This is a genomic window from Streptomyces phaeofaciens (assembly GCF_014648915.1).
Lineage (GTDB): Bacteria > Actinomycetota > Actinomycetes > Streptomycetales > Streptomycetaceae > Streptomyces > Streptomyces phaeofaciens.
This window is the reverse complement of the sequence record NZ_BMSA01000016.1, coordinates 41,539-55,113: the sequence shown is the minus strand read 5'-3', so window position 1 is coordinate 55,113 and position 13,575 is coordinate 41,539. Positions and strand designations below refer to the sequence as shown.

The 13,575-nt window shown below is 74.1% G+C and carries 11 protein-coding genes; 8 read left to right on the top strand and 3 right to left on the bottom strand.

Going from position 1 to position 13,575, the window contains the following annotated elements; translation table 11 throughout:
- Positions 1-151: 151 nt before the first annotated feature.
- The 3 genes from IE275_RS25255 to IE275_RS25245 are packed head-to-tail and all read right to left on the bottom strand — an operon-like array spanning position 152 to position 2,155.
- Positions 152-1,063: an aminoglycoside phosphotransferase family protein gene (locus IE275_RS25255; RefSeq protein ID WP_189713700.1), complete on the bottom strand. Its 912-nt coding sequence runs from the start codon at positions 1,061-1,063 to the stop codon at positions 152-154.
- Between the two features lie 28 nt (positions 1,064-1,091).
- Positions 1,092-1,577 (bottom strand): ferritin-like domain-containing protein, encoded by a 486-nt coding sequence (locus IE275_RS25250; protein WP_189713699.1) that lies wholly within the window; start codon positions 1,575-1,577, stop codon positions 1,092-1,094.
- Entirely contained in the window at positions 1,574-2,155 is a 582-nt protein-coding gene (locus IE275_RS25245; protein WP_189713698.1) for a hypothetical protein, read from the bottom strand. The genes IE275_RS25250 and IE275_RS25245 overlap by 4 nt, the downstream gene beginning before the upstream one ends.
- Before the next feature lie 240 nt (positions 2,156-2,395).
- Between IE275_RS25245 and rimP the strand changes: the two genes are divergently transcribed.
- The 8 genes from rimP to IE275_RS25205 all read left to right on the top strand — a co-directional run bounded on the left by rimP (position 2,396) and on the right by IE275_RS25205 (position 13,435).
- Positions 2,396-2,953, top strand: a complete 558-nt coding sequence (gene rimP, locus IE275_RS25240; RefSeq protein WP_189713697.1) for a ribosome maturation factor RimP — start codon at positions 2,396-2,398, stop codon at positions 2,951-2,953.
- A gap of 2 nt (positions 2,954-2,955) precedes the next feature.
- Complete coding sequence (gene nusA, locus IE275_RS25235; protein WP_189713696.1) at positions 2,956-3,942, top strand: transcription termination factor NusA; 987 nt, start codon at positions 2,956-2,958, stop codon at positions 3,940-3,942.
- A gap of 124 nt (positions 3,943-4,066) precedes the next feature.
- Entirely contained in the window at positions 4,067-4,381 is a 315-nt protein-coding gene (locus IE275_RS25230; RefSeq protein WP_189713695.1) for a YlxR family protein, read from the top strand.
- Between the two features lie 148 nt (positions 4,382-4,529).
- Complete coding sequence (infB, locus tag IE275_RS25225; RefSeq protein ID WP_189713694.1) at positions 4,530-7,634, top strand: translation initiation factor IF-2; 3,105 nt, start codon at positions 4,530-4,532, stop codon at positions 7,632-7,634.
- Between the two features lie 184 nt (positions 7,635-7,818).
- A complete protein-coding gene (locus IE275_RS25220) occupies positions 7,819-8,112 on the top strand; it encodes a DUF503 domain-containing protein (RefSeq protein WP_189713693.1) in 294 nt (97 codons plus the stop codon).
- Positions 8,113-8,157: 45 nt separating this feature from the next.
- A complete protein-coding gene (rbfA, locus tag IE275_RS25215; RefSeq protein ID WP_189713692.1) occupies positions 8,158-8,607 on the top strand; it encodes a 30S ribosome-binding factor RbfA in 450 nt (149 codons plus the stop codon).
- Positions 8,604-9,509: a tRNA pseudouridine(55) synthase TruB gene (truB, locus tag IE275_RS25210; RefSeq protein ID WP_189713691.1), complete on the top strand. Its 906-nt coding sequence runs from the start codon at positions 8,604-8,606 to the stop codon at positions 9,507-9,509. Before rbfA ends, truB begins: the two co-directional genes overlap by 4 nt.
- Positions 9,510-9,742: 233 nt before the next feature.
- Complete coding sequence (locus IE275_RS25205) at positions 9,743-13,435, top strand: trypsin-like peptidase domain-containing protein (RefSeq protein WP_189713690.1); 3,693 nt, start codon at positions 9,743-9,745, stop codon at positions 13,433-13,435.
- Positions 13,436-13,575 lie beyond the last annotated feature (140 nt).

Here is a 13,575-nt window from a genome sequence, read left to right as displayed (position 1 = left end):
GTACCCCGCGAGACTCCGGCCGGCAGGCTCGGGAGGCACGTCGGCCGGACCCACAGCGCCCCCCTGCGAGGACCCCCGGCAGGGGGGCGCTCCCGGTCCGGAGCCCGCGCCGGCTGCCGGCCACCGGGGCGAGGTCCCGCCCGTGACGGCCCTACAGCCAGCCCGCGAACTCCAGCAGCAGCTCGGCGTCCCGGGCCCGTCCCACCCGCCGTGCCCTGACCCCCGATTCCACGGCCCGGAACAGTGTCCACCCCCGCAGCCGCTCCTGATCCAGCTCCAGCGACTCCGCCAGCTTCCGGACCCGCCGCCGGACGGTCGCCGCCCCCGACGGCGAGGCGATCAGATCCTCCACCCGGTCCCGCACCAGCCGTGCCAGATCGAACGCGCACTCACCGACCACCGGATCCGGCCCCACGGCCAGCCACGGCACCCGCTCACCCGCCAGCACCTTGCTCTGCCGGAACGTCCCGTGCAGCAGCCGTCGCTCGGGCGGCGCGGCCAGCAGTTCCTCCCGGGCCACGAGCGCCGCGTCCACCAGGGCGCGCACCTCCGCGTCGGCACCCGCCCGCATCGCCTCCGCCTGCCGCCCGGTCCGCTCGGCCACGCTCTCGAAGGGGTGCGCGCCGTCGGCGCCGCTGTCGACAGGGGGCTCCACCCACAGCCGTCGCAGCGTCCCCGCCGCCTCCAGCAGCGCCTTCGCCTCCGGCAGCGACCGCACCGACACATCCGGATGCAGTCGTTCGAGCAGCAGCACGCCTTCCGTCACCGGCCCGTCCAGCAGCTGAACGGCGCCCAGGCCGTCCCAGTGCGCCAGCGCGGCCCGCTCCGCCTCCGGCCGGAACCGGGGCGGGGCCAGCTTCAGCACGGCGGGCGTCCCGTCCGCGCGCCGCACCAGCACGACCAGACTGCTCCGGCCGCCCGGCACCTGGGTCCGCTCGACGGTCAACTCACGGAGAGACACCGCCTGTCGGGCCGCCTCGGGCAGCTTTCCCAGCCAGTCGTCACCGTCCGGCGCGGTCTCGCCGAGTGCCCGCACCAGACGCTGCGGCGGTTCGAAAGCCATGCGCGAGTCGTTCCCTTCCGTCTCCCGGTCACGCGGTCGGTGTCGCCGAGGCCCCAGAGGCGGACGGCTCCGTACCGGCCCGCTCGGCGAGACCAGGGAAGGCTACGCTTCCGCCGCGCCAGCGCACCGCCCGCACCGCCGCCTCGCGCAGCGCCCCGGCGGCCTCCTGACGCCGCGTGCCCGAAGAGGCCCGCACCAGGTCCGAGTACACCCCGGCCACCCGGTCCTCCAGTTCGGCGGCGAGCCGTACCGACGCGGCGGTGTCCGCCACCGGGAACGGCAGCGCGTACGCGGCGCTCGCGGCGACCGGATCGGCGCCCAGACCGCGCACCTCGCGCACCAGCGCGTCCCGGCGCGCGCGGTGCGCGTCGTAGGCCGCCCTGGCCTCCGTGCGCCGCGCCTCACCGATCCGCCCGCCGACCACGCCGTACCCGTACACCGCGGCGTGCTCGGCGGCCAGCGCCGCCTGGAGCGCCGTCAGTTCCGTGGCGGTCGCCTCGCGCGCCTTCTTCATCGGGCATCCTCCGTCAGCAGGTACGCGTGGGCCGCGCCGGCCGCCGCCACCGAGGCCAGCAGCCGGGCCAGTTCGCCCGGGACGTCCAGCAGTGCCACCGCCCTGCGGTCCGCGAGCGTCCGCTCGGCGGCGGCCAGGGCGGCGAGGGCCTCCTTCGCGGTCGCCGGTGCGGCGGGCGAAGGCGAGACGGAGGCGGAGGCAGAGGCGGAGGCGGAGGCGGACGGGGAGAGGGATGTCGAGGGGGCGGGGGAAGGAGATCCGGATGCCGACGCCTTCGGTGCGCCCCCGAACGCCTGCACGTGCCGGACGACTTCCGCCCGCAGCGGTGCGAGCCGCTCGGTGAGCGTGGGATGGGCGGCCAGGACGGCGTCGTACCGCTCGGCCAGCCCGACGCTCTCCCCGGCCGCACGCGCGCGTGCCCGTTCGGTGACCGACGGACTGCCGCCCGCGCTCTCCTTCTTCTCGGTGTCCCGGGGACCGGAGGAGCAGCCCACGAGCAGCGCGGCACCGGCGGCCGACGCGAACAGGGTTCTTCTGCGCGGCCCCGAGGGGGCGCGCGACGGGAGGGGGAGCGGCACGGCGGACGTCCTCGGGGAACTCGTACGAAAGAAACACCAAGAAGGGTGGCAGGCCCGTGATCACCGTACCCGCGCCCCGGACCGGCGGCACTCAGCGGCACCACTCGGGCGGCACCGTCCCGCGAGGGCCCGGCCACCCTCCGTGCACAGGTGGACGGCAACACTCCCCGCGACCGGATACCCTTTGACCAGACACGCGACCCATCCCACAACAGCACACGCGGCCGAGGAGTCACCCGGATGAGCACCACCCAGAGCGAGAGGCTGCGAGAGCTCCTGGAACCGCTCGTCGCCTCCCAGGGCCTGGATCTCGAAGAGATCGCCGTGGACTCCGTCGGACGCAAGCGCGTGCTGCGTGTCGTCGTGGACTCCGACACCGGGGCGGACCTGGACCAGATCGCCGATGTGAGCCGCGCGCTCTCGGCGAAGCTCGACGACACGGACGCGATGGGCGAGGGCGAGTACACCCTCGAGGTCGGAACCCCGGGCGCCGAGCGCGCCCTCACCGAGCACCGCCACTACGTGCGCGCCACGGGCCGGCTGGTCAGGTTCCAGCTGGCCGAGGGCGGCGAACTGGTCGCCCGGATCCTGAAGGCCGACGACGACGGCCTCGACCTCGAAGTGCCCGGTGTGAAGGGCCGCAAGGCCACGACCCGCAGAGTCGGCTTCCCGGACATCGAGAAGGCCCGCGTGCAGGTCGAGTTCAACCGCAAGGACAGCGCGGACGCCGTGCACAGCGCGGACAGCGCGGACAGCGCAGACAGCAAGAATCACGACGAGAAGGAAGAGGAGGCGTAGCCGTGGACATCGACATGAGTGCCCTGCGGGGCTTGGTACGGGAGAAGGAGATCTCCTTCGACCTGCTGGTCGAGGCGATCGAGTCGGCCCTCCTCATCGCCTACCACCGCACCGAGGGAAGCCGCCGTCACGCGCGCGTGGAGCTCAACCGGGAGACCGGGCATGTGACCGTGTGGGCGAAGGAGGACCCGGAGGACCTCGAGGAGGGCCAGCAGCCCCGCGAGTTCGACGACACCCCGTCCGGCTTCGGCCGTATCGCCGCCACCACCGCCAAGCAGGTGATCCTTCAGCGGCTGCGCGACGCCGAGGACGACGCGACGCTCGGCGAGTACGCCGGCCGCGAGGGCGACATCGTCACGGGTCTGGTCCAGCAAGGGCGCGACCCGAAGAACGTGCTCGTGGACATCGGCAAGCTGGAGGCCATCCTGCCGGTGCAGGAGCAGGTCCCGGGCGAGACGTACCCGCACGGCATGCGGCTGCGGTCGTACGTCGTCCGGGTGGCGAAGGGCGTCCGGGGTCCCTCGGTCACGCTTTCGCGTACCCACCCCAATCTGGTGAAGAAGCTGTTCGCGCTGGAGGTGCCGGAGATCGCCGACGGGTCCGTCGAGATCGCCGCCATCGCCCGCGAGGCCGGCCACCGCACCAAGATCGCCGTACGGTCCACCCGTTCGGGCCTGAACGCCAAGGGTGCCTGCATCGGCCCCATGGGCGGCCGGGTGCGCAATGTGATGGGCGAGCTGAACGGCGAGAAGATCGACATCGTCGACTGGTCGGACGACCCGGCCGAGATGGTGGCCAACGCCCTGTCCCCGGCCCGGGTTTCCAAGGTCGAGGTGGTGGACCTGGCGGCCCGCTCCGCGCGGGTGACGGTGCCGGACTACCAGCTGTCGCTGGCGATCGGCAAGGAGGGGCAGAACGCCCGCCTCGCCGCCCGTCTGACCGGCTGGCGGATCGACATCCGACCGGACACCGAGCAGACGTCGGAGTGACCCGTCCGCGGGCCGGGGAATAGATCCGGACCGCAGCCCGCTCAGATCACGTCAGATGTATCGCGGCAACTGTTCGAATCCTGCCCCAAAGGGGTGAGGTGGCCGCGGGGAGGTAGACTTAACTGTGTCTGGCCGGACGCACGCCGGAGCATGCCCTGAACGCACCTGTGTGGGGTGCCGGGAGCGGGCGGCCAAGACGGATCTGCTGCGCACCGTGGCGATCGAGGACGCATGCGTCCCCGATCCTCGCGGTACGCTGCCCGGCCGGGGTGCGTACGTACACCCCGCACTGGTCTGTCTCGATCAGGCGGTACGCCGGCGGGCGTTCACGAGGGCTTTGCGCGCCCCGGGAGCGCTCGACACAAAGGCGTTGCGCCAGTACGTCGAGCAGACGACAGTTGCCGCCCAGGCAACAGTTGCCGATCAGGCGACACCGTAAGAACCGTCGCGCGGAACGTTCGCGCGGCTCAGGTACCCCGCGAGTTGGAAGTAGGTCGAGATTGCGATGAGCACTCGATGAGCACGCGATGAGTACGCCCATGAAGTAGCGACGGTCCGGACGCAAACCCGGACCTAAAAGGAGCGAAGTGGCTAAGGTCCGGGTATACGAACTCGCCAAGGAGTTCGGGGTTGAGAGCAAGGTCGTCATGGCCAAGCTCCAAGAACTCGGTGAATTCGTCCGTTCGGCGTCTTCGACCATCGAAGCGCCCGTAGTCCGTAAATTGACTGACGCCTTCCAGGGCGGCGGCAAGTCTGCCAAGCCCGCCCCGCGCAAGGCTGCCCCCAAGCCCGGCGCGCCGTCCCCGGCGCCGTCGGCCCGTCCGGCTGCCCCGCGTCCGGCGGCCCCGAAGCCTCCCGTGGCCCAGGCGCCCGCGGCACCCGCGGCTCCCGCCGCTCCGGTGACCCCGGCGGCGCCCGCGGCCCCGGCTTCCGGTCCCCGTCCGGGTCCCAAGCCCGCGCCGCGTCCGGCCCCGGCCGCTCCGGAGTTCACCGCTCCGCCGTCGGCTCCGGCCGCCCCGGCCGCCTCGGCCTCGCCCCGTCCGGCCTCCCAGGGCCCGCGCCCCGGCGCGCCTCGCCCCGGCGGCCGTCCCGGCGGTCCCGGCCAGGGTCAGCAGGACCGTGGCCGTGACGACCGTGGCCAGCGTCCGGCCGCAGGCCAGGGCGCTCGCCCCGGTGGCGCCGGCGCCCCGCGTCCCGGTGCCCGTCCGGCCGGTCCGCGTCCGGGCAACAACCCCTTCACCTCCGGTGGCAACGCCGGTATGGCCCGTCCGCAGGCCCCCCGTCCGCAGGGCGCTCCGCGTCCCGGCGGCCCCGGTGCCCCCGGCGGCGGTCCCCGTCCCCAGGCGCCCGGCGCCCCCGGTGGCGGTCCCCGTCCGCAGGGTGCGGGTGGCCAGCGTCCGACTCCGGGCGGCATGCCTCGCCCGCAGGGTGCGGGTCCCGGCGGTCCCCGTCCGGGCGGTCCGCGTCCGAACCCCGGCATGATGCCGCAGCGTCCCGCTGCCGGCCCGCGTCCCGGCGGTGGCCCCGGCGGCCGCGGTCCGGGCGGTGCGGGTCGTCCCGGCGGCGGCGGCGGTCGTCCCGGTGGCGGCGGCTTCGCCGGCCGTCCGGCCGGTCCCGGTGGCGGCGGTGCCCGTCCGGGTGGCGGCGGCGGTTTCGCCGGTCGTCCCGGTGGCGGTGGCCCCGGCGGCGGTGGCGGCGGCTTCGGTGGCGGCGGTGGCCGTCCCGGCTTCGGCGGTCGTCCCGGTGGTCCCGGTGGCCGTGGTGGCACGCAGGGTGCGTTCGGCCGTCCCGGCGGTCCGGCGCGTCGTGGTCGCAAGTCGAAGCGTCAGCGTCGCCAGGAGTACGAGGCCATGCAGGCCCCGTCGGTCGGCGGTGTGATGCTGCCGCGCGGCAACGGCGAGACGATCCGTCTCTCCCGTGGCGCGTCGCTCACCGACTTCGCGGAGAAGATCAACGCCAACCCGGCGTCGCTCGTCGCGGTCATGATGAACCTCGGCGAGATGGTCACCGCGACCCAGTCCGTCTCCGACGAGACGCTCCACCTCCTTGCCGGCGAGATGAACTACGAGGTTCAGGTCGTCAGCCCGGAGGAGGAGGACCGCGAGCTGCTCGAGTCCTTCGACATCGAGTTCGGCGAGGACGAGGGCGACGAGGACGACCTGGTGGTCCGTCCCCCGGTCGTCACCGTCATGGGTCACGTCGACCACGGTAAGACCCGACTGCTCGACGCCATCCGCAAGACGAACGTCATCGCGGGCGAGGCCGGCGGCATCACCCAGCACATCGGTGCCTACCAGGTCGCGACCGAGGTCAACGACGAAGAGCGCAAGATCACCTTCATCGACACCCCGGGTCACGAGGCGTTCACCGCCATGCGTGCCCGTGGTGCGAAGTCGACCGACATCGCGATCCTGGTCGTCGCGGCCAACGACGGCGTCATGCCGCAGACGGTCGAGGCGCTCAACCACGCCAAGGCGGCCGACGTCCCGATCGTCGTCGCGGTCAACAAGATCGACGTCGAGGGCGCGGACCCGACCAAGGTGCGCGGTCAGCTCACCGAGTTCGGTCTGGTGGCCGAGGAGTACGGCGGCGACACCATGTTCGTCGACATCTCCGCCAAGCAGGGTCTGAACATCGACTCGCTGCTGGAGGCCGTGATCCTCACGGCCGACGCCTCGCTCGACCTGCGGGCCAACCCCAGCCAGGACGCGCAGGGCATCTCGATCGAGTCCCGTCTCGACCGCGGCCGCGGTGCCGTGGCGACGGTCCTCGTCCAGCGAGGCACCCTGCGGGTCGGCGACACGATGGTCGTGGGCGACGCCTACGGCCGAGTGCGCGCCATGCTCGACGACAACGGCAACAACGTGGCCGAGGCCGGTCCGTCGACGCCGGTCCAGGTCCTGGGTCTGACCAACGTCCCGGGCGCCGGCGACAACTTCCTCGTGGTCGAGGAAGACCGTACGGCCCGCCAGATCGCCGAGAAGCGTGCGGCCCGCGAGCGCAACGCCGCCTTCGCCAAGCGCACGCGCAGGTTCTCCCTGGAGAACCTGGACGCGGCGCTGAAGGCCGGCGAGGTCCAGCAGCTGAACCTGATCATCAAGGGTGACGCGTCTGGTTCCGTCGAGGCTCTCGAGTCCTCGCTGCTCCAGCTGGACGTCGGCGAAGAGGTCGACATCCGCGTCCTGCACCGCGGCGTCGGTGCGGTCACGGAGTCGGACATCGACCTGGCCATGGGCTCGGACGCCATCGTCATCGGCTTCAACGTGCGCGCGGCCGGCCGTGCGCAGCAGATGGCCGAGCGCGAAGGCGTGGACGTCCGCTACTACTCGGTCATCTACCAGGCGATCGAGGAGATCGAGGCGGCCCTGAAGGGTCTGCTGAAGCCGGAGTACGAGGAGTTCGAGCTCGGTACGGCGGAGATCCGCGAGGTCTTCAAGTCGTCCAAGCTGGGCAACATCGCCGGTGTCCTCATCCGCTCGGGCGAGGTCAAGCGGAACACCAAGGCCCGACTCATCCGCGACGGCAAGGTGGTCGCGGAGAACCTCAACATCGAGGGCCTGCGTCGCTTCAAGGACGACGTCACCGAGATCCGCGAAGGGTTCGAGGGCGGTATCAACCTCGGCAACTTCAACGACATCAAGATCGACGACGTCATCGCGACGTACGAGATGCGCGAGAAGCCGCGGGTGTGACCACCTGCGGTACGTGCCGGCCGGCGGGGAGCATTCCCCGCCGGCCGGTCCGGCGTCCGGCGACGGGCGGGCGGGGAAAACCCCGTCGAGCCCCCGCCGGGATCGTTGTACCGTTCTTGATGCCCCTGTCCCACACGGACGACAGGGTCATCGATCCCGTACCGGCGGGTGAACCGGCACATACATGTACGTGGGGACTCTGTCCTTCGACCTCCTCCTCGGCGACGTACGGTCGCTGAAGGAGAAGCGCTCCGTCGTCCGCCCCATCGTCGCCGAGCTCCAGCGCAAGTACGCGGTGAGCGTGGCCGAGGTGGACAATCAGGATCTCCACCGCAGGGCCGTCATCGGCCTGGCCGTGGTCTCCGGTGACGCCGAGCATCTGACCGACGTACTGGACCGGTGCGAACGGCTGGTCGCCGGCCGCCCGGAAGTGGAGCTGCTGTCGGTCAGACGCCGCTTCCACGGCGAACACGACTGACCGACCACAGAACGCAAGATAGAGATAAGAACGGGAGACGGACCAGTGGCCGACAACGCGCGCGCCAAGAGGCTTGCGGACCTCATCCGAGAGGTGGTGGCCCAGAAGCTGCAGCGCGGGATCAAGGACCCGCGGCTCGGCTCCCACGTCACCATCACGGACACCCGGGTCACGGGTGACCTCAGGGAGGCCACGGTCTTCTACACGGTGTACGGGGACGACGAGGAGCGTGCGGCCGCGGCCGCCGGCCTGGAGAGCGCCAAGGGCATCCTGCGCTCCGAGGTGGGCCGCGCGGCCGGGGTGAAGTTCACGCCGACCCTCGCCTTCGTCGCCGACGCCCTGCCGGACAACGCCCGCACCATCGACGACCTCCTCGACAAGGCGCGTGCCGCCGATGCGAAGGTGCGCGAGGTGTCCGCGGGCGCCGGCTACGCCGGTGAGGCCGACCCGTACCGCAAGCCCGGTGACGACGAGACGGACGACACCGCCGAATGAACCGGAAGCACACCGCGCCCGACGGCCTGGTCATCGTCGACAAGCCGTCGGGCTTCACCTCCCACGACGTCGTGGCCAAGATGCGCGGGATCGCCAAGACCCGCCGCGTCGGCCACGCCGGCACGCTCGACCCGATGGCGACGGGCGTCCTCGTCCTCGGCGTGGAGAGGGCGACCAAGCTGCTCGGTCACCTCGCCCTCACCGAGAAGGAGTACCTCGGCACGATCCGCCTCGGCCAGACGACCCTGACGGACGACGCGGAGGGCGAGATCACCGCCTCCGTGGACGCCTCCCAGGTCACCCGCGAGGCCATCGACGCCGGCATCGCCAAGCTCAGCGGCGCCATCATGCAGGTGCCGTCCAAGGTCAGCGCCATCAAGATCGACGGCGTGCGGTCCTACAAGCGGGCCCGTGACGGCGAGGACTTCGAGATCCCGGCCCGCCCGGTCACCATCTCCTCCTTCGCCGTGTACGACGTCCGGGACGCCGTCGCCGAGGACGGCACGCCCGTCATGGACCTGGTCGTGTCGGTCGTCTGCTCCTCCGGCACCTACATCCGCGCCCTCGCCCGCGACCTGGGCGCGGACCTCGGCGTGGGCGGCCACCTCACCGCCCTGCGCCGCACCCGCGTCGGCCCGTACAAGCTGGACGCGGCGAAGACGCTCGACCAGCTCCAGCAGGAGCTGAGCGTGATGCCGATCGGGGAGGCCGCCGCGGCCGCCTTCCCGCGCTGGGACGTGGACGACAAGAGGGCCCGGCTGCTGACCAACGGTGTCCGCCTGGAGATGCCCGAGGAGTACGCGGGCGCCGGTGCCGTCGCCGTCTTCGACCCGGAGGGCCGCTTCCTGGCCCTGGTCGAGGAGCAGAAGGGCAAGGCCAGGAGCCTCGCCGTCATGAGCTGAGGGATCTGTCCGTGGAGCGGCGAACACGGGGTGTTCGCCGCTCCACGGTCCCCCCTCGGTTCCCCCACCCCTAGGGTGTATCCAACGGCCCCGGTTCATTCACCCGTCCGGGCAGGCGCTCGGAGTGAACCGAGGGAGCGTGAGGGGGCGCGTTCGTCCCAAGATCTGTCCCGCTGATCATCCCGCCCCTACCGTCGAAGTCAGGCGGACGGGCACGGCGGGGAGGTACGGCGATGGCGGCACGGATCCCGCGGCCGGACGGCGGCCACCACGCACCCACCGAATCCCCGGGCGTCCCGCCGCCGGCCGACGCCCCGGACGACCGGCCCACCGCCGACGCCTCCCTCGTCCGCATCCGCGACCTCGCGGGGCGCCCCCGGGGCACCGGCTTCGTCGCCGACCACCACGGCACGGTCGTCACCAGCCACGAGGCCGTCGACGGCCTGCCCCGGCTCGTCCTGTACGCCGCCGGGAACCGCGGCTGTGTCGTCACCGCCGACGCGGTCACCCCGCTCCCCGAGTCGGACCTGGCCCTCGTCCGCACCGAGGGCCTGGGCGCGGACCCGCTGCCGCTGACCGTCCGGGAGGCCGTCGGGCCGGGAACGTACGTCCGGCTGGAGGCCGGCTGCTGGCGCGAGGCGCGCGTGCTGGCCGAGACACCCGTCACCTACACGGCCACGGACCGCGTCCACCTCCTCGACGACGCGCTGGAGCTGGCCATCGGCACGGCGGGCCGGGACGCGCTGCGGCTCGGCGGCGGCGCGGCCGGGGGACCGGTGCTCGACGCCACGACCGGCGCCGTCGTCGCCGTCCTGGGCACCGCCCTCCGGTGCGGCGCCCGTGACGCCGGCTTCGCCGTCCCGCTGCGCCCCGCCACCGACGGCCCGCTCGCCGAACTCCTCGCCCGCAACGCGGCCACGGTCCCCGCCTACGGCGCCGACCTCAACCTCGCCGGAGTCCTGGAACTCACCGCCACCTCGGTGGGCTCGGACGGCCCCCCGGGCACCCTCGCCGGCCACCTCGGCCGAACCGCCGCGGACCCGGGCCCCCACACCCTGGTGCCGCCCGTCGAACGCGCCGCTCCCGCACGGGAGTTCACCGCGTTCGCCACGAGCCCCGCGACCGTCCTCGGCCTCGTCGGAGCACCGGGCAGCGGCCGTACGACCGAACTCGCGGCGCTCGCCGCTCGCCGCAACCGGGGCACGGAACCCGCCCCGACGCTCTGGCTGCGCGGCGCCGACCTCCAAGGCGACGACGACTCGATCGCCGACGCGGCCCACCGGGCGCTGCACCGCGCGGCCCGGATCGTGACCGCGTCGACCGGGCTCTCCGCCACCGCCCTCGGCGACCTCGGCCCCGCCCGTCTGGCCCGCCTCGCCCGCGCCGCCGGCCGCCCCCTGCTGCTGCTCCTCGACGGCCCCGAGGAGATGCCGCCGGTCCTCGCCCACCGGCTCTCCGAATGGACGCAGGGCACCGCGCGGTGGCTGCGGGAGGCCGGCGCACGGCTGGTGGTGGCCTGCCGCGCGGAGTACTGGGAGCGGGCGGGGGCGGAGTTCCCGGCGGAGCAGCTGCACGGCAGCGACCGGGGCACCGGGGACACGACGGCGGGCGCGCTGCCGCCCTGCGTCCGCCTCGGCGATCTCACCCCCGACGAGGCCCACGAGGCACGGACCCGGTACGCCGTGCCCGAGACCGCGCTCGCCGCGTCCGACGCCCGCCACCCCCTCACCCTCCGGCTCCTCGGCGAGGTCCGCGCCGCGCTCCCCGCCGCCCCGCCCGCCGGCCCCGTCGACCGCGACGACGTGCTCAGCGCCTACCTCGACCTGATGTGCCTGCGGATCGCGGTCCGCCTCGCCGCCGGGAACGGCCTGCGCGGCACCGCCGTACGGCGGCTCGCGGCGAAGGTGGCCGGGCAGGTGCACGAGGCCGCCCGCCGCAGCCTCGGGCCCGGACAGGGCGAGCTCGACCGGGCGTCCTTCGAGGCGGTGTTCCCGTGGGGCCCGGCACCGGCCCGTCTCGGGGGCGGCACCGGCTGGGCGTCCGCCGTGCTCACCGAGGGACTGCTGGTGCCCGCGGGCGGCGGCTACCGCTTCGCCCACGAGGAACTCGCCGACTGGATCCAGGGCCTCCACCTCGACCTGGACGAGGCCCTGCGCGCCCTGGTCCACCGCCGCCGCACCCCGGACGGCGGCCACCCCCTCCCCGTCCCGCACCACCGCATCGGCCCCGTCGTCCAGGCGCTGCTGCTCCTGGCCCGCCACCAGGGCACCGGCCGGCTCGCCGACCGCCTGGCGGAGCTGGCCCACGCGCTGGACGCCGACCCCGGCTCCTGGTGGGCCGCCCGACTGCTCGCCGAGACCCTGCTGCGGGTCCCGGACGCGACCCCGTACACCGCGGTCCTGCGTCTGCTCGCCGACCGCGTCGCGGCGGCGGGCGGCGAGGGCGGCGCCGATGGGGGAGCCGGTGGCGGGGGAGGGGACGGCGGGGGAGCCGGTGGCGGGGGAGGGGACGGCGGGGGAGCCGGTGATGGGGGAGGGGACGGCGGGGGAGCCGGTGGTGGGGGACCGGACGGCTGGGGTGCGGGTCGGTGCCCGGAGTTCGGCCCCGCCTTCTGGACCGGCCTCGCCCTCCCGCCCGGCCACCTCCTCGACCTGCTGCGCCGCCTGGTCCTCGCCGACACGGCCCCGCCCGACGCGGACGAACTCCGCGGCCCCCGCCACCTCGACGTCGTGGCCCGGCTCCTCGCCGCCGACCCGGCCGCCGTACAGCCGTGGCTGACGCGCTGGTTCGACGACGAGCGGCCGCTGCCCGCGGCGCCGCACGCGACCGTGGCGACCGCCGCGCAGGCGCTGCTGCACACCCACCGGCACGGGGCCCTGGACGACCTCATGGAGACCCTGGTCGGCTGTGCGCACCGGCGGGCCGACGAGCTGCTCGCCGTCCTCGCCGAGGAGGAGCCCTCCGCCCTGTGCCGGGCCGTCGACCGGTGGGCGCACGACGAACGCCCGGCCCGCCGGGTCGCGGCGGTGGCGTACGGGCTGCGCGCCGCCCCCCACGTGTCGACGGACGCCGATCGCAGCCTGCTGCGCTACGCGGCCCTCGCCCTGCTCGCCCGCCCCGCCGACTGCACCCTGCACACGGGCGCCCTCGGCCTCCTCGTCCATGACCCGAGGACCCGGGCCCGGTATCTGCCGCAGGCACTCCGGCGGTTCGCGGCCGGTGATCCGCAGCTGCCGCCGAACGCACTGCTGACCGCGCTCCTGAGCGCGCTGGACACCGATCCCGAGCCGGTCCTGGACGCCGTCCGGACCCGGTTGCGCCGCCCCGACGCGAGCGCGGGCCGTACGCTGCGCGCGCTCGCCGAGGCCACCACGCCCGTGCTCGCCCGGCCGGTCGCCGCGCTCGTCCGGGAGGCGGTGGAACGGCATCCGGAGGCCGCCGGGGACGTCGCCGCGTACGTCGATCTGCGGCTCGACCAGGGACCGGCCGCCGGAGCCGTACTGGTCCCGCTGGTCACGGGCCTGCTGGCCGACGGCGGGACCGAGCCGGTGCGGGCCGCCGTGGCCGCCGTGCTGGCCGCTCCCGGCGCGCCCGGCTCCCGGCCGCTGCGCCGCGAACTGCTGGAGTTCCTCCTGTCGCGTGAGCGGGCCACGGCCGTGCTGGACGCCGTCCTGCACGCGGCCGCCCAGTGGAGCGGGGAGGAACTGCGCGCGCTGGTCCACCGCACCGGCCTGCTGCTCGTCCGGACGCCGGAGGGCGCGGCCCGCTTCGACCGGGGGCTCGTGGACCTGGGCCGCCATGTCCCCGGCTTCGCCGCCCAGGTGACGGGCTGGCTCACCGGGGCGCCGGAGGAATGGGCGGCCGTGGTCGGGCCCAGCGCACGGCGGATGCTGGAGAACCTGGCGGGGGCGCGGGTGCCTGCGTGAGCCCTGGGGGCAGGGGTGTGAGCCCCTGGTATGCGCCCCTGACGTGAGCCCCGGGGGGTCCGGGTGGGGCCCGGACGGGGCCTGGATGGGGCCCGGATGGGGGCCGAAGGCGCGGGTCGAAGGCGTGGGTCGAGTCACAG